The organism is Phycicoccus sp. 3266 (genome assembly GCF_031456495.1).
GTDB lineage: Bacteria > Actinomycetota > Actinomycetes > Actinomycetales > Dermatophilaceae > Pedococcus.
On sequence record NZ_JAVDUW010000001.1, the window covers coordinates 705,044 to 727,019 of the forward strand.

The 21,976-nt window shown below is 72.7% G+C and carries 17 protein-coding genes; 6 read left to right on the top strand and 11 right to left on the bottom strand.

Annotation, left to right across the window (positions count from 1 at the left end; all coding sequences use genetic code 11):
- Positions 1 to 40: 40 nt before the first annotated feature.
- Genes J2X64_RS03415 through J2X64_RS03435 form a run of 5 tightly spaced genes read right to left on the bottom strand, consistent with a single transcriptional unit; the run spans position 41 to position 4,584 of the window.
- Complete coding sequence (locus J2X64_RS03415) at positions 41 to 1,069, bottom strand: HAMP domain-containing sensor histidine kinase (protein WP_310149618.1); 1,029 nt, start codon at positions 1,067 to 1,069, stop codon at positions 41 to 43.
- Between the two features lie 9 nt (positions 1,070 to 1,078).
- Positions 1,079 to 1,753 carry a response regulator transcription factor gene (locus J2X64_RS03420; RefSeq protein WP_310149621.1) on the bottom strand — a complete coding sequence of 225 codons (675 nt, stop codon included), beginning with the start codon at positions 1,751 to 1,753 and terminating at the stop codon, positions 1,079 to 1,081.
- A gap of 30 nt (positions 1,754 to 1,783) precedes the next feature.
- Positions 1,784 to 2,575 carry an enoyl-CoA hydratase-related protein gene (locus tag J2X64_RS03425; RefSeq protein ID WP_310149624.1) on the bottom strand — a complete coding sequence of 264 codons (792 nt, stop codon included), beginning with the start codon at positions 2,573 to 2,575 and terminating at the stop codon, positions 1,784 to 1,786.
- Positions 2,572 to 3,792, bottom strand: a complete 1,221-nt coding sequence (locus J2X64_RS03430; protein WP_310149627.1) for an adenylate/guanylate cyclase domain-containing protein — start codon at positions 3,790 to 3,792, stop codon at positions 2,572 to 2,574. Before J2X64_RS03430 ends, J2X64_RS03425 begins: the two co-directional genes overlap by 4 nt.
- Before the next feature lie 9 nt (positions 3,793 to 3,801).
- Positions 3,802 to 4,584, bottom strand: a complete 783-nt coding sequence (locus tag J2X64_RS03435) for a biotin--[acetyl-CoA-carboxylase] ligase (RefSeq protein ID WP_310149631.1) — start codon at positions 4,582 to 4,584, stop codon at positions 3,802 to 3,804.
- 24 nt (positions 4,585 to 4,608) lie between these two features.
- Here J2X64_RS03435 and J2X64_RS03440 point away from each other — a divergent pair, with 24 nt between their 5' ends.
- The 3 genes from J2X64_RS03440 to J2X64_RS03450 all read left to right on the top strand — a co-directional run bounded on the left by J2X64_RS03440 (position 4,609) and on the right by J2X64_RS03450 (position 7,393).
- A complete protein-coding gene (locus J2X64_RS03440; protein ID WP_310149632.1) occupies positions 4,609 to 6,252 on the top strand; it encodes an acyl-CoA carboxylase subunit beta in 1,644 nt (547 codons plus the stop codon).
- A gap of 74 nt (positions 6,253 to 6,326) precedes the next feature.
- Positions 6,327 to 6,557 carry an acyl-CoA carboxylase subunit epsilon gene (locus J2X64_RS03445; protein WP_310149635.1) on the top strand — a complete coding sequence of 77 codons (231 nt, stop codon included), beginning with the start codon at positions 6,327 to 6,329 and terminating at the stop codon, positions 6,555 to 6,557.
- Positions 6,558 to 6,907: 350 nt separating this feature from the next.
- Entirely contained in the window at positions 6,908 to 7,393 is a 486-nt protein-coding gene (locus tag J2X64_RS03450; RefSeq protein WP_310149638.1) for a C40 family peptidase, read from the top strand.
- 8 nt (positions 7,394 to 7,401) lie between these two features.
- Here J2X64_RS03450 and J2X64_RS03455 read toward each other — a convergent pair whose 3' ends face one another.
- Positions 7,402 to 8,088, bottom strand: coding sequence for an MOSC domain-containing protein (locus tag J2X64_RS03455; RefSeq protein WP_310149642.1), 687 nt, complete (start codon positions 8,086 to 8,088; stop codon positions 7,402 to 7,404).
- Between the two features lie 86 nt (positions 8,089 to 8,174).
- Here J2X64_RS03455 and J2X64_RS03460 point away from each other — a divergent pair, with 86 nt between their 5' ends.
- On the top strand, positions 8,175 to 9,881 hold the full coding sequence (locus tag J2X64_RS03460) for a DUF885 domain-containing protein (RefSeq protein WP_310149645.1): 1,707 nt from the start codon (positions 8,175 to 8,177) through the stop codon (positions 9,879 to 9,881).
- A gap of 51 nt (positions 9,882 to 9,932) precedes the next feature.
- Here J2X64_RS03460 and J2X64_RS03465 read toward each other — a convergent pair whose 3' ends face one another.
- Genes J2X64_RS03465 through J2X64_RS03475 form a run of 3 tightly spaced genes read right to left on the bottom strand, consistent with a single transcriptional unit; the run spans position 9,933 to position 16,208 of the window.
- Positions 9,933 to 10,970 (bottom strand): dihydroorotate dehydrogenase-like protein, encoded by a 1,038-nt coding sequence (locus J2X64_RS03465; protein ID WP_310149648.1) that lies wholly within the window; start codon positions 10,968 to 10,970, stop codon positions 9,933 to 9,935.
- The gene (nifJ, locus tag J2X64_RS03470; RefSeq protein WP_310149651.1) at positions 10,967 to 14,536 is read right to left on the bottom strand and encodes a pyruvate:ferredoxin (flavodoxin) oxidoreductase; all 3,570 of its coding nucleotides are present in this window, start codon (positions 14,534 to 14,536) and stop codon (positions 10,967 to 10,969) included. Before nifJ ends, J2X64_RS03465 begins: the two co-directional genes overlap by 4 nt.
- Before the next feature lies 1 nt (position 14,537).
- Positions 14,538 to 16,208: an NAD(P)-binding protein gene (locus J2X64_RS03475; RefSeq protein WP_310149653.1), complete on the bottom strand. Its 1,671-nt coding sequence runs from the start codon at positions 16,206 to 16,208 to the stop codon at positions 14,538 to 14,540.
- Positions 16,209 to 16,426: 218 nt separating this feature from the next.
- Between J2X64_RS03475 and J2X64_RS03480 the strand changes: the two genes are divergently transcribed.
- Both J2X64_RS03480 and J2X64_RS03485 read left to right on the top strand, forming a co-directional pair.
- Positions 16,427 to 18,298, top strand: a complete 1,872-nt coding sequence (locus J2X64_RS03480; RefSeq protein ID WP_310149656.1) for a Na+/H+ antiporter — start codon at positions 16,427 to 16,429, stop codon at positions 18,296 to 18,298.
- 37 nt (positions 18,299 to 18,335) lie between these two features.
- Positions 18,336 to 19,001 (top strand): Maf family protein, encoded by a 666-nt coding sequence (locus J2X64_RS03485; protein WP_397444030.1) that lies wholly within the window; start codon positions 18,336 to 18,338, stop codon positions 18,999 to 19,001.
- A gap of 99 nt (positions 19,002 to 19,100) precedes the next feature.
- On the opposite strand, the gene J2X64_RS03490 is transcribed toward J2X64_RS03485, so the two are convergent.
- Both J2X64_RS03490 and J2X64_RS03495 read right to left on the bottom strand, forming a co-directional pair.
- Complete coding sequence (locus J2X64_RS03490; protein WP_397444008.1) at positions 19,101 to 20,723, bottom strand: acyl-CoA carboxylase subunit beta; 1,623 nt, start codon at positions 20,721 to 20,723, stop codon at positions 19,101 to 19,103.
- 64 nt (positions 20,724 to 20,787) lie between these two features.
- Entirely contained in the window at positions 20,788 to 21,969 is a 1,182-nt protein-coding gene (locus tag J2X64_RS03495) for an acyl-CoA dehydrogenase family protein (RefSeq protein WP_310149665.1), read from the bottom strand.
- Positions 21,970 to 21,976 lie beyond the last annotated feature (7 nt).

Sequence of the window (21,976 nt, forward strand, 5' to 3'; positions counted from 1 at the left end):
GCCGGGCAGCCGGCGGTTCGCAGCGGGTGGGCGTGGCCGGTCAGGCGGCGTCGGACTCGCTGAGGAAGAGGGCGAAGATCGCCGGCTGGGCCTGGATCAGCTCGAGCCGGCCGCCGTTGGACTCGGCCAGGTCGCGCGCCAGGGCGAGGCCGAGACCGGTGCCCGTGGTGGTGACCGACCGCTCGAAGATGTGCGGCGCGATGGTCGAGGGGACGCCCTCGCCCTGGTCGCTGACCTCGACCACGACCGACGGACCGCTGCGCCGGGCGTGGACGTCGACCGTCCCGCGGCCGTGTGCCAGCGCGTTCTCCAGCAGCGTGGACAGCACCTGCGACAGGTCCACCGGCTTCGCCTGCACCACGAGGCCGCGCTCGCCGTGCACGTGCACGCTGCGGCGCGCCTGCTCGAAGGCCGGCTGCCACTCCCTCTGCAGCGCGGCGATGACCGAGTCGAGCGAGACCGTCGCCTTGGGCTCGTCGCCGCCGCGCCGGGTGCGCGCCATGAGGTCGTCGACGACCCGGGTGAGGCGCTCGACCTGCGCGATGGCGATCGTGGCCTCCTCCTGCACGACGTCGAGGTCGTCGGTCACCGAGATCTCCTCGAGCCGCATGAGCAGCGCCGTGAGGGGCGTGCGCAGCTGGTGCGACGCGTCGGCGGCGAAGTCGCGCTCGGACGCCAGCGACTTGGTCAGCCGCTGCGCGCTGCGCGACAGCACCTCGGAGACCTGGTCGAGCTCGGCGATCCCGGAGTGCAGCGGCTGGATGCGGGACTCACCCGCGCCGAGCCGTTCGGCCCGGTCGGCCAGCGCCCGCATGGGCTGGGACATCATGTGCGCCTGCCGGATGGCCACGAAGACCCCCGCCGCCAGGGCGAGGACCGCCAGCGCGACCACGACACCGACGAGCCGCATCGACGTCTGGGACGGCGTCCCGTCCGCCAGCCAGCGGCCGACGACCCCCCGCCCGTCGCCGACGCTCGCGTTCCAGATCGCGAAGCCGACCGGCGCCATCGTGATGACGATGGCGAGGCCGACCGCGAGCACCGTCGAACGGATCAGCTGCTGACGCATGGGTCCGGGTCAGACGTCGTCGCGCTCGAACCTGAAGCCGACACCGCGGACGGTGGCGATGTAGCGCGGCTGCGCGGCGTCGTCGCCGAGCTTGCGGCGCAGGACGGAGATGTGCATGTCGAGGGTCTTGGTCGACCCGAACCACGCGGTCTCCCAGATCTCGCGCATGAGCTGCTCCCGCGAGACGACCTTGCCCTGCTCGCGCACGAGCACCCGCAGCAGGTCGAACTCCTTGGCGGTGAGCTGCAGCTCCTCGTCCTTGAACCACGCCCGCCGGCCCTCGGGGTCGATGCGCACGAGCTCGTGGGCGGCCGGGGCGTCGGACGGGTTGCGGCGCATGAGCGCCCGGACGCGCGCCAGCAGCTCTGCCAGCCGGAACGGCTTGGTGACGTAGTCGTCCGCACCGGCGTCGAGACCGACGACGGTGTCCACCTCGTCGGCCCTCGCGGTGAGGATGAGGACCGGGACGGTGCGGCCCTCGGCACGGATCCGGCGGCAGACCTCGAGGCCGTCGACGTACGGGAGTCCGAGGTCGAGCACGACCAGGTCGGGGTTCTCCGCGGAGGCCTCGAGCGCTGCCCGTCCGTCGGCGCGCACGTCGACGTCGTAGCCCTCCCGGCGCAGCGCGCGGGCCAGCGGCTCGGAGATGGCGGGGTCGTCCTCAGCGAGGAGCACTCGGGTCATGGGGGGAATCGTAGGCAAAGCGACGCGTTCTCAGCGACCGGGCCACTGTGGTCGGCGTTTCTCGTTGAACGCGGCAACCCCTTCGGCACGGTCCGCGGAGAACGCCGTGGCCGCCCACATCTCGTCCTCGATGCGCAGCCCGGCGGCCAGGTCGGTGTCGAAGCCGCGGCGCATCGCCGCCTTGGCGTTGCGCACGCCGACCGGCGAGTTGCCCGCGACGACGGTCGCCAGCTCGAGCGCACGCTCCCGCGCGGTACCGGCCGGCACGACCTCGTCGACGGCGCCGAGGTCGTGGGCCTCCTGTGCCGTGAACCGCTGGGCGGTGAAGACCATCCGCGCGGCACGGCTCCAGCCGACCCGCCGGGTCAGGAGCTGCGTGCCCCCGCCACCGGGGATGACCCCGACCGACACCTCGGGCAGCCCGACGACCGCGGCCTCCCCGCAGACCACCAGGTCGCAGGACAGCGCGATCTCGAAGCCGCCCCCCAGCGCGTACCCGTCCACCGCCGCCACCACCGGGACGGGCAGGTCGAGCACGCCCCGGTATGCCGCCTGCGCCAGCGGGCGCTGGGCGCGCAGCTGCTCGTCGGTGAAGGAGTTGCGCTCCTTGAGGTCGGCGCCGACGCAGAACGCCTTGGGGTGGGTGGAGCTGACGACGACGGCCCGCACGGTCGGGTCGCCCGCGACCTCGCGGGTGGCGCGGCCCAGCGCGTGCGCCATCTCGGTGGAGACGGCGTTCATCGCCTCGGGACGGTCGAGCACGAGCTCGGCGACGTGCCCGTCCTCGCCGTGGCGCTCGATCCGGACCAGGTCGGTCGTCATGAGGTCGTTCCTCTCGTCGTCGGGTTCCACGTCGTCACCGCGAGCCCCGCGGCGTCCTCGTCCGTCGAGGCCCCGCCCTCACCGTCTCCCGGGCCGGTCGGCAGCGGGGCGAGGCCCACCGGCGTCCCGACGAGGTCGAGGTCGGCGAGGACCGCCGACCGGCCGCCGGCGGAGCGGCGCAGGGCGCTCGGGGTGACCTGGCCGATGCCGCGCAGGGTCCGACGTCGCTGCGGGGTGGTCTGGAAGCCGGACAGGCTGGCGAGCGCGGTCGCGAGCGCGTCGTCGACGAGCACGCCACCACCCGGCGCGACGCTCGTCAGCCGGCTGGCCCGGTTGACCGTCGTGCCGAAGACGTCGCCGAGGCGGGAGAGCACGGGCCCGAACGCCATGCCGACGCGCACGTCGGGGAGCAGCTCGTCCTCGCCCATCAGGTCGACCAGGTCGAGCGCGATGGCGGCTGCGGGCGAGGGCTCGATGTGCACGAACAGCACCTCGTCGCCCACCGTCTTGATGACCCGTCCCCCGTGCGCCGTCACGACGTCGGTGGCCAGGGCCTCGAACCGCTGCACCATGACGGCGAGCTGCCGCTCGGTCATCCGGCGGACCAGGGAGGTGAAGTTGACGAGGTCGGCGAAGCCCACGACCCGCACGACTCCCTCGGAGGAGGACTGCGGGTCGGCGTCGGCGAGCATGCGCGAGATCGCTGCGGTGAGGTGGCGCCGCCACGCGTACACGAGCAGGGGCTCGAGCTCGTCCGCCATGTCGGCGAGCTTGAGGGCGGACGCCCGGGCGGCCGACAGGTCGGGCACGGCGCGGGCGTCGGCCTCGTCGAGGGCGGCCTCGGTGTCGGGGGCGGCGAGCGCCTCGGCCATGAGCTGGGTCTGCCAGACGGCGAGCCGGTCAGCGGTGCGGGCGAAGGCGCGGGTCATCGCCAGCGCGGTCGCCTCGTCGAGCTCCTGGTCGCGCACGAGCCGAGCGACGGCCTTGAGCGCCATGAGGTCCGCCTCCGTGAACATGGCGTCCTCGTCCTCGACGATCGGGAACCCGAGGGCGTGCCAGAACTTGCGGGCCGACAGCAGCGAGACCTCGGCGCCGCGGCTGACGTCCCGGCGCCCCATCGTCGCCGGTCGGCCCAGCAGGCGGGCCTCGAGGTCGTCGGGGCTGAGCCCCGCCAGGTCCTCGGGCCGCACGATGCGGTGTCGACCGGCGTCCGTCACGCCGCCACCCTAGCCAGCGGCGGACCGCACGTGGACCACGTCACCCGCCGCCACGGCATACTCCCCCGACGCGCCGGCCACCACGAGGCGCCCGTCGTCGTCCACGCCGACGGCGCGCACGCGCCGGACGTCGCCCCCGGTGACGTGCAGGTCCACCTCGCGCCCGATGGTGACGCACGCCCTGCGGTATGCCGCGTGGACCTCCGCGCGCCCCTGCGGGCCCGAGGAGAGCAGGCCGTGCCAGTGGGCCAGCCGCTCGAGCACCGCCACGACGAGGTCCTCGCGCCGCACGTCCTCGGCGCCGGCGAGGCGCAGGGACGTCGCCGTGTCGACGGGCAGCTCCTCACGCGACTGGTCGACGTTGATCCCCAGGCCCACGACGACGCCGCCGGGCTGCAGCTCGCAGAGGATGCCGCAGACCTTGCGCTCCTCGTCGGCGGGCAGGAGCACGTCGTTGGGCCACTTGAGGTCCGCCTGCAGGCCGGTCACCTCGGCGACGGCGTCACGGACGGCGAGACCGGTGACGAGCGGCATCCACCCGCGGCCCGCGTCGGGGGCCGGCAGCAGGACCGACATGGTCACCGAGGTCGAGGCGGGCGTCTCCCAGGTGCGGCCGAGCCGTCCCCGGCCCGCCTGCTGGTGGTCGGTGACCACGACGTGGAACGGGCGGGCGAGCCGCGCCGCCTCCGCGTTGGTGGAGCCGAGGGCGGGGTGGACGTCGACGCCGGTCCACGGCGTCCCCGACGTGACCAACGCCTCGTGCAATGCCTCACTGTCAAGGGGTCCGCGCATGACTCCAAGGCTAGGCTCGCCGCCATGGCCTCGACCACCGATCCCCTCGACAGCTTCACCACGACGGGCGGCACGGACGTCCCTGACGACATCGACATCCACTCCACCGCGGGGAAGCTCAAGGACCTCAAGCGCAGGGTTGCCGAGGTCGCCCACGCCGGTTCCGAGCGGGCGGTCGAGAAGCAGCACGCGCGCGGCAAGAAGACGGCGCGCGAGCGGCTCGAGATGCTGCTCGACGAGGGCTCGTTCGTCGAGATGGACAAGTACGCCCGGCACCGCTCGACGGCGTTCGGCCAGGACCAGAACCGGCCCTACGGCGACGGGGTCGTCACGGGTTACGGCACGGTCGACGGGCGCACGGTCGCGGTCTTCGCGCAGGACTTCACCGTCTTCGGCGGCTCCCTCGGCGAGGTCTTCGGCGAGAAGATCTGCAAGGTCATGGACTTCGCCATGAAGGTCGGCTGCCCCGTCATCGGGCTCAACGACTCCGGCGGCGCCCGCATCCAGGAGGGCGTGGTCAGCCTCGGGCTCTACGGCGAGATCTTCCGGCGCAACGTGCACGCGTCCGGCGTCATCCCCCAGATCTCACTGATCATGGGCCCGTGCGCGGGCGGCGCCGTCTACTCCCCCGCCGTCACCGACTTCACCGTGATGGTCGACCAGACCTCGCACATGTTCATCACCGGCCCCGAGGTCATCAAGACCGTCACCGGCGAGGACGTGTCGTTCGAGGACCTCGGCGGCGCGAAGGCGCACAACACCAGGTCCGGTGTCGCCCACTACATGGGCAGCGACGAGCAGGACGCCATCGACTACGTCAAGGCGCTCATCTCCTACCTGCCGAGCAACAACCTCGAGGACCCGCCCGCGTTCGAGGAGGAGGCGGACCTCGAGGTCACCGACCACGACCGCGAGCTCGACACCCTCATCCCCGACAGCGCGAACCAGCCGTACGACATGAAGACGGTCATCGACCACGTGCTCGACGACGGCGAGTTCCTCGAGGTGCACCCGCTGTTCGCGCCGAACATCGTCTGCGGCTTCGGCCGGGTCGAGGGCCGCTCGGTCGGCGTCGTCGCCAACCAGCCGATGCAGTTCGCCGGCACGCTCGACATCGACGCCTCGGAGAAGGCCGCCCGGTTCGTGCGCACCTGCGACGCCTTCAACATCCCGGTGCTCACCTTCGTCGACGTGCCGGGCTTCCTGCCGGGCACCGACCAGGAGTGGGACGGCATCATCCGGCGCGGTGCCAAGCTCATCTATGCGTATGCCGAGGCCACCGTCCCGCTCGTCACCGTCATCACCCGCAAGGCGTACGGCGGCGCGTACGACGTCATGGGCTCCAAGCACCTCGGTGCCGACATCAACCTCGCCTGGCCGACCGCGCAGATCGCCGTCATGGGCGCGCAGGGCGCGGTCAACATCCTCTACCGCCGCCAGCTCGCGGCCGCGCAGGAGGCCGGCGAGAACGTCGACGACGTCCGACAGCGGTTCATCACCGAGTACGAGGACACCCTCGCGAACCCGTACGTCGCGGCCGAGCGCGGCTACGTCGACACGGTGATCACCCCGAGCAACACCCGGATGAACGTCACCAAGGCGCTGCGGGCGCTGCGCACCAAGCGCGAGACCCTGCCGCCCAAGAAGCACGGGAACATCCCGCTGTGAGCCGACAGCGAAGCGAGGACCCGAGCGAGGGACGAGCGAGGCCCGGAGGGAGCGCGGAGGCGAACGAGCAGGTTGTGAACGGCGAGGAGCCGGGGGCTGAGCGCCCGCCGCTGCGCCTCGTGCGGGGTGACGCGACCCCCGAGGAGGTCGCCGCACTGCTCGCGGTGCTGTCCGCGGCCGCCGGCGGCGAGGACCCAGCGCCGGCGCCCCGACCGGTGTCCCGGTGGGCTTCGCGGGAGCGCGCCGTGCGCCGGCCGCACACCCCCGGCCATGGCGCCTGGCGCGCCTCGGGCTGGCCCCGATAGCCCACCCGGCACCACCCTGACGCACTAGTACCAACGACCCCGAGGCCGCATGGGCCGTTCGGCCGGGATCCGGCGCGCGGCTAGGTCCTCGCCGGGGCCCGACCTACCGTGGAAGCCAGTCCCCGCCAGCCAGGGTGGGGCGGTCCGCACGGTCGCCGAGCCCCGACACCCGTGCGGACGGCAAGAGAACTCTTGCCGAGAGTGTCGGGGACGGAGAACCCAGCAGGACGGGAGCGGTACGAGCGCTTCCTCGGGGTGAAGCCGCTGGCACACAGCCAGGGCCGGGCAGTTCGGTAGCCCGAACCCGACAGGTCACTCTTCGCAGGCGGTCCGAAGATTGGCCCCTCCCCATGTCCCGTCCCACCTCGCTGCGCCGTGCCCTGCCCTCGTCCTGGCCGGCCCACCTCCTCGCCCTCCTGCTCGGCCTCGGGCTCGTCGTGAGCCCGGTCGCCACCCCGGAGGCGCACGCCGCCGTGTCCCTCGGCACCGTGTCGTCCGCCGCCCGCGTCGCCGCCGCCCAGGTCGGTGTGCCGTACCGGTACGGCGGCACCAGCCCCAGCACCGGGTTCGACTGCTCCGGCCTGACGCTCTACGCCTACGGACGCGCCGGCAAGCGCCTGCCCCGGACGGCGCAGCAGCAGTACGCCGCGTCGACCCGGATCAGCCGCAGCAGCGCCCGCCCGGGGGACCTCGTGTTCTTCCACAGCGGCAGCACGATCTACCACGTCGCGGTCTACGCCGGCTCCGGCTGGATCTGGCACGCCCCCAAGCCGGGTAAGCGGGTCGCCAAGGTCCGCCTCTGGACCACCGCCGTCACCTACGGCCGCGTCCGCTGACTGTCGTGTCAGGCGTCGAGCTCGACCCCGGCGGGGGCGCGGCGCTCGACCATGTCGCGCAGCTCGGCGGCCTCGGTCTCGACGAGGCAGCCGGAGTCGAGCACCTGCCGCGCCGCGTCGAGGTCGCCCATGAACGCACGGAACGTCACCGGCACCGTGATGGCGTGGTCGGGCCGCGAGCGCACCACGACGGCGTCGCCGCTGCGGATCGTGCCGGGCACGACGACGGAGAGGTATGCCCCGGTGCGGCCCCGGGCGGCGAACCGCTTGGCCCAGCCGCGCTCGCCCATGCGCGCGGTGAAGGTGGAGCACGGGATCCGCGGGCCGCACACCTCGAGCACGACCTCGTCGCCGACCGCCCACACCTCGCCGACGAGGGCGCCGTCGACGTCCAGCCCGGTGGTCGTGAGGTTCTCGCCGAACATCCCGCTGGGCAGGTCGCGGCCGAGCTCGCCCGCCCACCAGTCGAGCTCCTCGCGGGCGAAGGCATAGACCGCCTGGGTGTCGCCACCGTGGTGCCGGGTGTCCCCGAGGAAGTCGCCGACCAGCCCGCTGCCCAGGCCACCGTGCTTGGGCCCCGGGGCGCGGACCTCGACGGACTCGACCGGGACCTTGCCGATGCCGGTGGTGCCCACCTTCTTGGCGCTGTTGGGCTGCGGCGCCCCGACGTTGAGGGACAGGACGGAGGCGCTCATGGCGCCACCCTACGAGCAGCGGCCGCCGGAATCGCCCGGATATTGCCGATGCCTCCTCCCGGAACCCTGGGGTACGTTCCCCCCTTGTGACGACCGAGACGACCCCGCGCCCAGCAACCGACATCGACCGGATCGCCGACGAGTACCTCTCGGCCGTGGTGACCCTGAGCCCGATCACGGCGACCTACCTCGGCATCCCGGGGCACGAGGAGGAGCTCGACGACTTCTCCCCCGCGGGCCACGAGGCCCACGCCGAGCTGCGGCGGGAGACCCTGTCCCGGCTCGAGGCCGCCTCGCCCGTCGACGACATCGACCGGGTCACGCTGGCCGCCATGCGCGAGCGCCTGGGCCTCGCCGAGGAGACCCACGCGGCCGGGCTGGACGAGATGGCGCTCAACGTCATCGCCTCCCCCCTGCAGGAGGTCCGCGGCTGCTTCGACCTCATGGCGACGGCCACCGACGAGGACTGGGGCGTCATCAGCAGGCGCATGGAGAAGGTGCCCGCCGCCCTCGAGCAGTGGAAGCAGAGCCTGCTCGCCGCCGCGGGGAAGGGGAACGTCGCGCCGCGCCGCCAGGTCGAGGCGTGCATCCAGCAGTGCGCCGACCTCACCGCGGGCGACGGCTACTTCGCGACCCTGCTCAAGGACGCGCGCCTGTCCGATGGCGAGGACGACGGCGACCTCTCGGAGGGCACACGCGCCGGCCTCGCCGCTGCGACGCAGGCGGCGTCCGCGGCATACGGGGAGCTCGGGACCTGGCTGCGCGAGAACCTGCTCGACCGCGCCCCCGAGGCCGACGCGTGCGGGCGCGAGCGCTACTCCCTGCTGTCCCGCTCCTTCCTCGGTGCCACCGTCGACCTCGAGGAGACCTACCGCTGGGGGCAGGCCGAGGTCGCGCAGATCACCGCCCGGATGGAGGAGGTCGCCGAGCGCATCAAGCCCGGCGCCACCGTCAAGGAGGCGATCGCCGCCCTCGACGCCGACCCGGCGTACCAGCTGCACGGCACCGACGCGCTCAAGGCGTGGATGCAGGAGCGCGCCGACGAGGTCATCGCGAACCTCGCCGGCACCCACTTCGACATCCCCGACCCGGTGCGCACCATCGAGTGCCTCATCGCCCCGACCCAGACCGGCGGCATCTACTACACCGGGCCGTCGGAGGACTTCTCCCGCCCGGGCCGCATGTGGTGGTCGGTGCCCAAGGGCGTCACCGAGTTCGGCACCTGGAAGGAGCTCACGACCGTCTACCACGAGGGCGTCCCGGGCCACCACCTCCAGGTCGCCCAGACGGTCTTCCGCTCCGAGCTGCTCAACTCCTGGCGGCGCATGGCCGCGTGGACCTCCGGCCACGGCGAGGGCTGGGCCCTGTATGCCGAGCGGCTCATGGAGGAGCTCGGGTACATGGACGACCCCGGCAACCTCATGGGCCTGCTGGACAGCCAGTCGCTGCGCGCGGCCCGCGTCGTCATCGACATCGGCGTCCACTGCGGGTTCGAGGCGCCGGAGGAGGTAGGCGGCGGCGAGTGGACCTACGACAAGGCGTGGCAGTACCTCACCGCGCACGCCAACCAGGGCGAGGCGTGGCTGCGGTTCGAGCTCGACCGCTACCTCGGCTGGCCGGGCCAGGCACCCTCGTACAAGATCGGCGAGCGGCTCTGGATGCAGCTGCGCGACCAGGTCCGCGAGCGCGAGGGCGAGTCGTTCTCGCTCAAGGACTTCCACCGCCGGGCGCTCGACATCGGCGGCGTCGGCCTCGACACGCTGCGGGAGGCCGTGCTCGGCGAGCTCGGCTGACTCCACCCCGCCGGTCGCCCGGGACGGCGCCCGGCGGGGTGTCCCGGCAGGTCAGGCGTCGTCGCGCATCCGCAGGTCGCCGTACGTGCGTCGCGCCCCGTCCAGCGCGCTGACGTACGCAGACCGTTCGTATGCCGTGGCGTCCGTGCCGGGCGGTACGGCCAGGAGACCACGCACGTCGTCGACCGACGCGAAGCCCTTGCGCACCATCCAGTCCTCGAGCCCGGCGAGAAGCGTTGCGGCATACGCCTCCCCGTGACGCAGCAGGGCGGAGGCGGTCATGACGACGTCCGCTCCGGCGAGCAGGTACTTCACCACGTCCTCGCCGGTCGCCACCCCCGTCGTCGCGGCCAGCGAGGCGCGCACGCGGCTGCGCAGGATCGCGATCCAGGTGCGCGGCAGCCGCGCCTCCTCGGGTCCCGACAGGGAGACGTGGGGATGCACGGAGACCGTCTCGAGGTCGACGTCCGGCGGCAGGAACCGGTTGAACAGCACCAGTCCGGCGGCCCCCGCACCGTCCAGCCGCAGGGCCATCTCGCCGACCGAGCTGAAGTGCGGGCTCAGCTTCACCGCCACGGGGACGGACACCACGTCGCGGACGGTCCGGAGGATCTCGACGTGCCAGTCCTCGACGTCACGGCCAGAGACGTGCGGGTCACCCGGGACGAGGTAGACGTTGAGCTCGATCGCCGCCGCCCCGGCGTCCTGCAGCGACGCGGCGAAGCCGGCCCACCCACCCGGGCTCGAGCCGTTGAGGCTGGCGACGACCGGCACCCCCAGGGCGTCTGCCGCCCCGACCGCGCGCTCGACGAGGTGCAGGTAGTGGGCGCCCGCGCCGGCAGAATCCGCACGGCTGGGGAAGTACGACAGGGCCTCCCCGAACGACTCGTCGTGCGGTTCGGTGACCCGCAGGTCGCGCAGCTGCTCCTGCCGGACCTGCTCCTCGAACAGCGACGGAAGCACCACGGCGCCGACTCCCGCGTCGGCGAGGGCCCGCACGCCCTCCGCGGTCTGCGAGAGCGGGGAGGCGGAGGCGACGAGCGGGTTGCGCAGGGCCAGCCCGAGGTAGCGCGTCGCGAGGTCGGTCACCTGCTCCTCCTGGCGTCGGCGGTGAACGCTGCCGGCCCACGGGTCGCCATCTCCTCGTACGTGGCCCAGCGCAGGTCCACCGCGTCCTGGGCGAGCCCGAGCAGGCGCTCCGCCTCAGCCGGGTCGGAGTTGCGCAGCAGGCGGTAGCGCAGCTCGCGATAGACATAGTCCGCCAACGGGATCCGCGGCCTCGGCGAGTCGAGCTGGAACGGGTTGCGGCCGTGGTCGCGCGCCACCGGGTCGTAGCGCACCAGCGGCCAGTGCCCGCTGGCGACGGCGCGGTACTGCTGGTCGAGCCCGTCCTTCATGTCGATGCCGTGGGCGATGCAGTGGCTGTACGCGATGATCAGTGACGGCCCGTCGTAGGCCTCGGCCTCGCGAAACGCGGTGAGGGTCTGCTGCGGGTCGGCCCCCATCGCGACGCGCGCCACGTACACGTTGCCGTAGGCGATCGCCTGCAGTGCAAGGTCCTTCTTGGCCGCGGTCTTTCCCGCAGCAGCGAACTTGGCCACGGCGCCGAGCGGCGTCGCCTTGGAGGACTGCCCACCGGTGTTGGAGTACACCTCGGTGTCGAGGACGAGGACGTTGACGTCCCGACCGCTCGCCAGCACGTGGTCGAGCCCGCCGGAGCCGATGTCGTAGGCCCACCCGTCTCCCCCCACGATCCACAGGCTGCGTCGCAGGAGGTGGTCCGCGACGCTGCGCAGGTCCGCCACCGCCGGCCCGTCGAGGTCGGTCAGGCGGCGCAGCAGCTCGGCGACCCGGTCGCGCTGGGCGACCAGCTCGTGCTCGCGGACCTGCGGGGCGTCCAGGATCGCGTCGACCAGCTCCGCGCCGACCTCGTCGCGGAGCTCGACCAGCCGCTCGCGCGCCAGCCGCGAGTGCAGGTCCGCGGCGAGCCGCATGCCCAGCCCGAACTCGGCGTTGTCCTCGAACAGCGAGTTCGACCAGGCCGGGCCGCGCCCGGCCGCGTTCTTCGCCCACGGCGTCGTCGGCAGGTTGCCGCCGTAGATCGAGGAGCAGCCGGTCGCGTTGGCCACGACCGCCCGCTCGCCGAAGAGCTGGGTGAGGAGCTTGAGGTACGGCGTCTCACCGCAGCCCGCGCACGCCCCCGAGAACTCGAACAGCGCCTGCAGGAACTGCGTCCCACGCACCGTCCCGAAGTCGACGTGGGCCCGGTCGTTGACGTCGAGCGTCTCGAAGAAGGCGATGTTCTCGCGCTCGACCTCGAACCGCTCGGCGGCCGCCGTGAGGTTGATCGCCTTGCGGTCCGGTCTCCCGATCGGGCTGACAGGGCACGCCTCGACGCACAGCGAGCAGCCGGTGCAGTCCTCCGCGTAGACCTGCAGCGTGTACCGCGCCGACGGCAGCCCCACTGCATCGAGCGGCGCGGACGCGAAGCCGGCGGGTGCACCGGCCAGGTCCTGCTCGTCGTAGTACTTCGCCCGGATGACGCTGTGCGGGCACACGAAGGAGCAGGTGCCGCACTGGATGCAGGTGTCGGGGTCCCACTGGGCGACCAGGTCGGAGATGCGCCGCTTCTCGTAGGCGGTGGTGCCGCTGGGGAAGGTGCCGTCCACCGGTAGCGCGCTCACGGGGAGGTCCTCGCCGCGGCCCGCCATCATCGCTCCCGTCACCTCCCGGACGAACTGTGGTGCTGAGGCCGGCACGGCGGGCGGCGAGACCCGCCGCGACGTCTGCACGGCAGGCACCGGCACCCGGTGCAGGGCGGCGAGGGCGGCGTCCACCGCCTCCTCGTTCCTGCGGACCACTGCGCTGCCGCGCTTCCAGTAGGTCCGGTGGATGGCGGCCTTGACCTGCTCGACGGCCCGCTCGCGTGGCAGCACACCGGAGATCGCGAAGAAGCACGTCTGCAGGACCGTGTTCGTCCGGCCCGGCAGGCCGCACTCGCGGGCGACGCGGTCGGCATCGATCGTGAAGAGCCGAAGGCCCTTGTCGATCACCTGCTGCTGCACGGTCCCGGGCAGGGCGTCCCAGAGCTCGTCGGGCGGCTGCGGGGCGTTGAGCAGCAGGGTGGCGCCGTCGGCCGCGCGGCCGAGGACGTCGACCTTCTCGAGCAGCCCGAGGTGGTGGCAGCCGACGAAGCCGGCGCGGTGCACCAGGTAGGGCGCACGGATGGGGTGCGGCCCGAAGCGCAGGTGCGAGACGGTCTGGCCGCCTGACTTCTTGGAGTCGTAGACGAAGTAGCCCTGGGCGTGCATCCCGGGGTCGGCGCCGAGGATCTTGATCGTGTTCTTGTTGGCCCCGACGGTGCCGTCGGAGCCCAGCCCAAAGAAGACCGCGCGCACCGTGGCCGGGTCCTCGATGTCGAGGTCGGGGTCCCACGGGAGGCTGGTGCCGCTGACGTCGTCGACGATGCCGACGGTGAACCGTGGCCGGGGCTCGGGCTTGGCGAGCTCCTCCAGGACGCCTGCCACCATGCCGGGCGTGAACTCCTTGGAGGACAGGCCGTACCGACCTCCGACGACGACGGGCATGTGCCCCCGGTCGCCGCGCTGGTGCGCCTCGGCCAGGGCGGCCACGACGTCGAGGAACAGCGGCTCCCCCGCCGAGCCCGGCTCCTTGGTGCGGTCGAGGACGGCCACCGCGCGGACACCGGACGGGAGCGCCGCCACGACCTGCTCGGCGGGGAAGGGCCGGTACAGCCGCACCTGCAGCACGCCCACGCGCTCTCCCCTCGCCACCAGGTGGTCCACCGTCTCCCGGACGGTCTGCGCTGCCGACCCCATGACCACCACGACCCGCTCGGCCTCGGGGTGGCCGGCATACTCCACCAGCCGGTAGGCCCGGCCGCAGCGCTCGGCGAGCTCGTCCATGACCGACTGCACGATGCCGGGCGTCCGGGCGTAGAACGGGTTCACCGTCTCCCGGGCCTGGAAGTAGACGTCGGGGTTCTGGGCGGTGCCGCGCACGAAGGGACGCTCGGGGCTGAGGGCCCGCAGCCGGTGCTGGCGGACGAGGTCCTCCGGTACGAGGGCACGGAGCACGTCGTCGGGCAGCAGCTCGACCGTGGCCAGCTCGTGGGAGGTGCGGAAGCCGTCGAAGAAGTGGACGAAGGGCACCCGCGAGCGCAGGGTCGCCGCGTGCGCCACCAGGGCGAGGTCGTGCGCCTCCTGCACCGACGCCGACGCCAGCAGCGCGAAGCCGGTCTGGCGCACCGCCATGACGTCGGAGTGGTCGCCGAAGATCGACAGCCCCTGGGCCGCGAGGGACCTGGCCGCCACGTGGAAGACGGTCGAGGTCAGCTCGCCGGCGATCCGGTACATGTTGGGCACCATCAGCAGCAGGCCCTGCGACGCGGTGAAGGTGGTGCTCAGGGCCCCGCCCTGGAGCGCGCCGTGGAGCGCCCCGGCGGCGCCGCCCTCGCTCTGCATCTCCATGACGGTGGGCACGCTGCCCCAGACGTTGGGCCGGTCGCGCGACGCCCACTCGTCGGCGAGCTCGGCCATGGCCGAGGACGGGGTGATCGGGTAGATGGCGCACAGCTCACTCAGCCGGTAGGCCACCCCGACTGCGGCCTCGTTGCCGTCGACGGTCGCCCGCACGTCAGATCCCCCCGCCCAAGACGTCCTGGCCCTCCGCCACCGGTTCGGCGACCATCTCGATGGCGTGGACCGGGCACTGTCGGTAGCACGTGCCGCAGCCGGTACAGGCGGTGTAGTCGAAGCGGTACCGGTGGCCGGCGCCGAGCTTCACGACGGCGTCCTCCGGACAGGCCCCGAGGCAGCCGTCGCACTCGAAGCAGTTGCCGCACGACAGGCACCGGGCCGCCTCGTAGGCGACCTCCTGCGGGGTCAGCCCCGCCGTCACCTCGACGAAGGTGTGCACCCGCTCGGCCGGGTCGCGCTCGACCTGGTCCCGACGGCTGTGGTCGCCGAAGTACCAGAGGTTGAGCTTCCCGAAGTCGGCCGGCGGGTGCTTCGGCTGCGGGACGTGCTCCCGGCCGCTGAGCCAGGCGTCGATGCTGCGGGCCGCCCTCTTGCCGTGCCCGGTACCGACGGTCACCGTCCGCTCGCTCGGCACGGCGTCGCCACCGGCGAACACCCCGGGTGCGCCGGTCATGAGGGTGACGGGGTCCACCTGCACGGTGTCGCCGTCGAGCCGGACCCCCGGGACGGAGCGCAGGAACCCGGTGTCGCTCTCCTGGCCGACCGCCAGGATCACGGTGTCAGCGGCAAGCTTCTCGAACTGGCCCGTCCCGTGGGGCCGCCCGTCCTCGTCGAGGGCCTGGACCTCCACGGTGAGCTCGTGCTCGTTCATGGAGCTGATGGTGCGCAGCCAGCTGATGCGGATGCCCTCGCGCTCGGCGTCGGCCGCCTCCTCCTCGTGGGCAGGCATCTGGGCGCGGGTGCGCCGGTACACGATCACGGTGTCGTCGGCGCCGAGCCGGCGCGCCACCCTGGCGGCATCCATGGCGGTGTTGCCGCCGCCGTAGACGGCCACGTGGCGGCTTGCCAGCGAGCCCTGCTCACCGGACTCGACACCTCGCAGGAACGAGACGGCGTCGACCACCCGGCTGGCGTCCTCGTTGGGGATGTCCACCCGCTTGGACAGGTGCGCACCCACCGCGGCGAACACCGCGTCGAACCCGCCGTCGCGCATCTCGGCGGCGAGGTCGGTGACCCGGTGGTCCTGCTCGAAGACCACCCCCAGCGCGGCGATCCGCGCGATCTCGGCATCGAGCACGTCCCGCGGCAGCCGGTAGGAGGGGATGCCGTACCGCATCATGCCGCCGGGTTCCGGTCCGTTGTCCCTGACCACGACCTCGTGCCCCAGGCGGGCCAGGTGGTATGCCGCGCTGAGGCCGCTGGGCCCGGAGCCGACGACCAACACCCGCCGACCGGTGCGCTGCGGCGGCGGGTCGAAGCGCCAGCCGGACTCGATCGCGAGGTCGCCGAGGAACCGCTCGACCCCGTGGATGGACACGGCGTCGTCGAGCTCGACGCGGTTGCAGGCGCCCTCGCACGGGTGGTAGCAGACGCGGCCGTGCACGGCGGGCAGGGGGTTGTCGGTGGTGAGCAGGCGCCACGCGTCCTCGTGCCTGCCGGCACGCACCAGCGCCAGCCACCCCTGGATGTTCTCCCCCGCGGGGCACCCTGCGTTGCAGGGCGGCAGCAGGTCCACGTAGACCGGCCGCTGGGCACGCTGCGGGCCGGCTCGCAGCCGCCCGAGCCCCAGGGGGGCCACGGGTGTCAGGTCGCGGTCGTCGAGTCCCATGTCCACCTCCGTCGCGTCCGATGCTCACGGCAGGAGGACAAGCCGGACAGGGCCCTTGGTCACGGTCGCGGGGCACGGCGCCGACCCGTGGCCCTGGCGGGACGGAGCCGCAGCGGCGGGCTCCCGCGGCCTGCGGGCTCCCGCGGCCCGCGAGCTCCCGCGGCCCGTGGTGAGACGGGAGTCGGCGGCGTGCCCCGGCGGGTGCGAGGATTCCCCCCGTGGAATCAGCAACGGTGATCGTCGCCATCATCGCCACGGTCGTCGTCGTCGCCGGGCTCGCCCAGCGGTTCGGGTTCCTGGCTCCCCTGGCCCTGCTCGTCGTGGGGGTCGGCATCAGCTTCGTGCCGGTCATCCCCGAGCCGGCGCTGAGCTCCGAGCTCGTCCTCGTGGGACTGCTGCCCCCGCTGCTGTATGCCGCCGCGATCCGCACGTCGCTGGTGGACTTCCGGGCGAACGCGAGCCCGATCCTGGCGCTGTCCGTGGGGCTCGTGCTGTTCACGGCCGTCGGCGTCGGTCTCGTGACGTGGTGGGCCCTCGGCGTGCCGTTCGTGGTGGCCTTCGCCCTCGGCGCCGTCGTCGCCCCGCCCGACGCCGTGGCGGCGAGCGCCGTCGGGCGGCGGATCGGCCTCCCCCGCCGGATCGTGACGATCCTCGAGGGTGAGTCGCTGCTCAACGACGCGACCGCCCTGGTGTCGCTGCGGACCGCGTCGGCGGCGATCGTCGCCGCCGGCAGCGTCACCTTCGCCTCCACGGCCGTGGACTTCGGCCGGGCCGTCGTGCTCGGTGTCGGCTTCGGGGCACTCGTGGCCTTCGGAGTGGCGTTCGTGCGCCGCAAGGTCACCGACCCGGTGATCGACACCTCGATCTCGTTCATCGTTCCCTACGTGGCCTACCTGCCGGCCGAGCACTTCCACGGGTCCGGCGTGCTGGCCGTCGTCGTCGCCGGCCTGGTGCTGGGCCACAAGTCACCCGTGGTGCAGAACGCGTCGTCGCGCCTCAGCGAGCGGATCAACTGGCGCACGATCCAGTTCATCCTCGAGAACGTCGTCTTCCTCATGCTCGGCATGCAGATGCGCCGGCTGGTCAAGGACGCCCTCGACTCCGGGGTCGGGCTGGGGCGGCTGATCGGGATCTGCACCCTCGTGGTCGTCACCGTCGTGGTGCTGCGGCCCCTGTACGTCTTCCCGTTCAAGTGGGTCGAGTCGAAGCTCAAGGGCGGGGGCCCGCAGTACCGGCCGTCCAACAGCGCCGTCATCTCCTGGGCCGGGATGCGCGGCGTCGTGACCCTCGCGGCCGCGTTCGCGCTGCCCGAGGAGACGCCGGAGCGGCCGGTCCTCGTGCTGGCCGCCATGTCCGTCACCGTGGGCACCCTGCTGCTCCAGGGCCTGACGCTGCCGTGGCTGGCCCGACGCCTCGGGGTGCGCGGCCCGGACCCGCGCGAGGACGCCCTGCAGGAGGCCACCATCCTCCAGGCGTCCGTCGCGGCGGGCCTCAAGGCGCTCGAGGAGCACGACGAGGCGGACGAGGGCACCATCGAACAGCTGCGTCGTCGCGCCGAGAACCGGACCAACATCGTCTGGGAGCGGCTCGGGCAGGGCCGGGAGGACGCGAGCGAGACCCCCAGCGCGGCATACCGGCGCCTGCGCATGCACATGCTCACGGCGGAGCGCGAGGAGCTGCTCAAGATCCGCGACGCGGGCAACGTCGACCAGGAGGTCCTGGTCCACGTGCTGGCCCAGCTCGACCTCGAGGAGTCGATGCTGGACCGGATCGAGGAGCGCACCGACGAGCTGCGCGAGGACCCGCTGCTGCCGCCCGAGCGGGCGGTCGACGAGTGCGAGCACCTGGCCGCCCACCACGACCGGTTCGTGCCGCCGCTCACGCCGCACGGCTGCCAGGAGTGCCTCGAGCTCGGCGACACGTGGGTGCACCTGCGGCTGTGCCTGGACTGCGGGCACGTGGGCTGCTGCGACTCCTCGCCCAACAAGCACGCGAACAAGCACTTCGAGGAGACCGGCCACCCGGTCATGCGCAGCTTCGAGCCGGGCGAGGCCTGGCGCTGGTGCTTCGTCGACGAGCAGGTCGGCTGAGCGGCCCGGCGGCACCGGCTAGGTTGTGCGCGTGACCCTGCACCTCGTCCTCGCATCCGCCTCCCCCGCCCGCAAGAAGCTCCTCGTCGCCGCGGGCGTCGAGGCGAGCGTCGTCGTCAGCGAGGTCGACGAGGACGCGGCCGTCCGGGACGCCCGGCACATCCACGGCGACGAGCTCGGTGCCGAGGACGTCGCCCTCCTGCTCGCCCGCGCCAAGGCCGAGGACGTCGCCGCGCAGGTCGACGGCGCGCTCGTGCTGGGCTGCGACTCGGTGCTGGAGCTCGACGGCGAGATCCACGGCAGACCCGCGTCGGCCGCCGAGGCCGTCTCGCGCTGGTCGCGGATGAGCGGCCGCTCCGGCGTGCTGCACACCGGGCACTGGGTCGTCGACACCCGCGACGCGGACGAGGGCGGCACCGGCGCGACCCTCGGCGCGACGGCGGCGACCACCGTCCACTTCGCGCGCCTCGAGCCCGAGGAGGTCGAGGCGTACGTCGCCACCGGTGAGCCGCTGCGCGTCGCCGGCGCGTTCACCCTCGACGGGCTCGGCGCGCCCTACGTCGCCGGCATCGAGGGCGACCCCAGCAACGTCGTCGGTCTCTCGCTGCCCCTGCTGCGCGAGCTGCTCGCCGAGGTCGGCGTGCCGTGGCGCGAGCTGCGCGCCGCCGCCTTCCGCGGCGCCCAGGGCGAGCGCGGCGCCTGACCCGCGCGCAGAACGGCGGTTGCTCGACGACCCGCGGGACAACAACCCGCGGTATGCCGCGCAACCGCCGTTCTGCGGGGCAACCCCGGACCGGGCGGTCTAGACCGGGGGGATGTCGCGGCGCTTGGTGGCGAAGTGGCGCTCGCGGTTCCTCGCGTACCGCAGTCGCAGGAGCAGCTCGGCACGCAGCGCGTCGGCCTCGATGACCTGGTCGAGGACGAGGTCGGCGGCGAGCCGCTCGAGGTCGACGTCCTCCTCGTACTCGCGCCGCATCCGCTGGACGAACGCGTCCTTGGCCTCGGCGCCCTCCTCGGCCTCGATGGCCGCGATCCTGTTGGCGTAGACCGCGTTCACGGCTGCCTCGGGACCCATCACCGCGATGCGGGCGGTCGGCAGCGCGATCGTCGCGTCGGGCGCGAACCCGGGGCCGCCCATGGCGTAGAGCCCTGCGCCGTAGGCCTTGCGGACGATGACGCAGAACTGCGGCACGGTCGCCGAGGAGACGGCCGAGACCATCTTGGCGCCGTGGCGGATGATGCCGCCGCGCTCCACCTCCGAGCCGATCATGAAGCCCGGCACGTCGGCGAGGTAGACGAGCGGGATCGAGTACGCGTCGCACAGCCAGATGAACCGGGCGGCCTTGTCGGCACTGTCGGTGAACAGCACGCCGCCCTTGACCGCGGAGTTGTTGGCGACGATGCCGACCGTCTCGCCGGCCATCCGGCCGAACCCGACGACCAGCTCGGGCGCGAACAGCGGCTTGACCTCGAAGAACGACTCGTCGTCGACGAGGCCGTCGATCACCTCGTGGATGTCGAACGGCTGGCTCTCCCGCTCGGGCACCGTGTGCCGGGTCAGCGGGCGCGAGGGCTCCTCGGGCGCGTACGTCGGCAGCTCCGAGCGCCACGACGCCGGCAGGTAGGAGAAGTAGAGCCGGGCCATCTCGATCGCCTCGGCGTCGTCCGACACGAGCAGGTCCCCCACGCCGGAGACGGTGCAGTGCATCCGGGCGCCGCCCATCTCCTCGAGCGACACCTTCTCCCCCACGACCATCTCGGCCATGCGCGGGCTGCCGAGGTACATCGACGCGTTGCCCTCGACCATGATCACGAGGTCGGTGAACGAGGGGATGTACGCCCCGCCCGCCGCGCTCGGCCCGAACAGGCAGCAGACCTGCGGCACCTTGCCGGACAGCGCGACCTGGTTGTGGAAGATGTGTCCGGCCCCCCGTCGGCCGGGGAACATCTCGACCTGGTCGGTGATCCGCGCGCCGGCCGAGTCGACGAACCAGAAGACCGGCAGCTCCTCGCGCAGCGCCATCTCGGTCGCCCGGACGATCTTCTCCACCGTGCGCGCACCCCAGGAGCCGGCCTTCACGGTCGGGTCGTTGGCGATGACGATGGCAGGGCGGCCGTCGACCGTCCCGCGGCCGGTGACCACGCCGTCGGCCGGCAGGCCGGACGCGGTCGCGTTGGCGTAGCGGCCGTCCTCGACGAACGAGCCCTCGTCGAACAGCAGCGCGATCCGGTCGCGGACGTAGAGCTTGCCCTGGCCGTCGAGCTTGGCCTGGGCCTTCTCCGGCGCCGAGGCGGAGGCCTCGTGTGCCGCGGCGAGCCGCTCGCGGACGTCGGTCACCTTGGGGTCGGACCCCGAGTCACCCCCGACCGCGAACGGTGCGGACCCGGGACGGGTGGACGACGCTGGGGTGGAGGTCACCGGCATACCCTCTCGAACTTCGGTGGACGACGGAAAGCGTTGTGGGGCAGGGTGTTGCGGCGCGGCCGGCTCAGGCGGTCGGCAGGCCGAGGTGGCGGGCGATGACCATGCGCTGGACCTCCGAGGTGCCCTCGCCGATCTCCAGGATCTTGGCGTCGCGGTAGAAGCGCGCGACGGGGTACTCCTCCATGAAGCCGTTGCCGCCGAAGACCTGGGTGGCGATGCGGGTCGCGGTGACCGCGGCCTCGGTCGAGTAGAGCTTGCAGATCGCTGCGGCCTGCTTGACCTCCTTGACCGAACGGCGTCCGCGCTCGAGCTCGTCCTTGAGCCAGGCGGCCTTGTACGTCAGCTGGCGCGACGCCTCGACCATGACGGCGAGGTCGGCGATCTGGAACGACACGCCCTGGTTGATCCCGATCGGCCTGCCGAACGCCTTGCGGGTCTTCGCGTACTCGGTCGTCTCCTCGAGCATCCGCTGGCTCATCCCGACCGCGAGCGCCGAGATGGCGATGCGGCCGTCGTCGAGCGTCTTGAGGAACTGCTTGAACCCGTCGCCCTCGTTGCCGAGCAGGTTCGAGGCGGGGACGCGGCAGTCCTCGAAGGTGAGCCCGTGGGTGTCGGAGGCGTGCCAGCCGAGCTTGTCGTATGCCGGCTCGACCGTGAATCCCGCTGTGCCGGAAGGGATCATGATGGCCGAGATCTGGGCGGAGCCGTCGTCGGCCGTGCCCGTGCGGGCGGTGACGGTCACGACGGAGGTGATGTCGGTGCCGGAGTTGGTGATGAACGCCTTGGCGCCGTTGACGACCCACTCGTCGCCCTCGCGGACGGCCCTGGTGCGGGTGGCGCCGGCGTCGGAGCCGGCATCCGGCTCGGTCAGGCCGAAGCCGGCGAGCGCGCGGCCGGCGACGAGGTCGGGCAGGAAGCGCTCCTTCTGCTCCTGCGTGCCGTACGTGAGGATCGGGTTGATGCCCAGGCCGACGCCGGCCGACAGGGTGATCCCGATCGACTGGTCGACCCGGCCCAGCTCCTCGATCGCGACGCAGAGCGAGGTGAAGTCGCCGTCGTCGCCCATGCCGCCGAACTCCTCCGGCACGACGAGGCCGAAGAGCCCCAGCTCGCCCATCTTGGGCACGAGGTCGGACGGGAAGTGGTGGTCCTTGTCCCACTGGGCGATGTGCGGCTCGACCTCGGCCTGCGCGAACTCCCGCACGACCTTGCGGAAGTCCTCGTGCTCCTTGCTCAGCTCGAACATCGCTCAC

Bases quoted from the DNA above. Each gene is read 5' to 3' on its own strand.
- J2X64_RS03440 (WP_310149632.1), top strand. From the start codon at position 4,609: ATGGCCTCGACCACCGATCCCCTCGACAGCTTCACCACGACGGGCGGC.
- J2X64_RS03475 (WP_310149653.1), bottom strand. From the start codon at position 16,208: ATGGGACTCGACGACCGCGACCTGACACCCGTGGCCCCCCTGGGGCTC.
- J2X64_RS03455 (WP_310149642.1), bottom strand. From the start codon at position 8,088: ATGAGCGCCTCCGTCCTGTCCCTCAACGTCGGGGCGCCGCAGCCCAAC.
- J2X64_RS03495 (WP_310149665.1), bottom strand. From the start codon at position 21,969: ATGTTCGAGCTGAGCAAGGAGCACGAGGACTTCCGCAAGGTCGTGCGG.
- J2X64_RS03425 (WP_310149624.1), bottom strand. From the start codon at position 2,575: ATGACGACCGACCTGGTCCGGATCGAGCGCCACGGCGAGGACGGGCAC.
- J2X64_RS03490 (WP_397444008.1), bottom strand. From the start codon at position 20,723: ATGCCGGTGACCTCCACCCCAGCGTCGTCCACCCGTCCCGGGTCCGCA.
- J2X64_RS03420 (WP_310149621.1), bottom strand. From the start codon at position 1,753: ATGACCCGAGTGCTCCTCGCTGAGGACGACCCCGCCATCTCCGAGCCG.
- J2X64_RS03450 (WP_310149638.1), top strand. From the start codon at position 6,908: ATGTCCCGTCCCACCTCGCTGCGCCGTGCCCTGCCCTCGTCCTGGCCG.
- J2X64_RS03435 (WP_310149631.1), bottom strand. From the start codon at position 4,584: ATGCGCGGACCCCTTGACAGTGAGGCATTGCACGAGGCGTTGGTCACG.
- J2X64_RS03415 (WP_310149618.1), bottom strand. From the start codon at position 1,069: ATGCGTCAGCAGCTGATCCGTTCGACGGTGCTCGCGGTCGGCCTCGCC.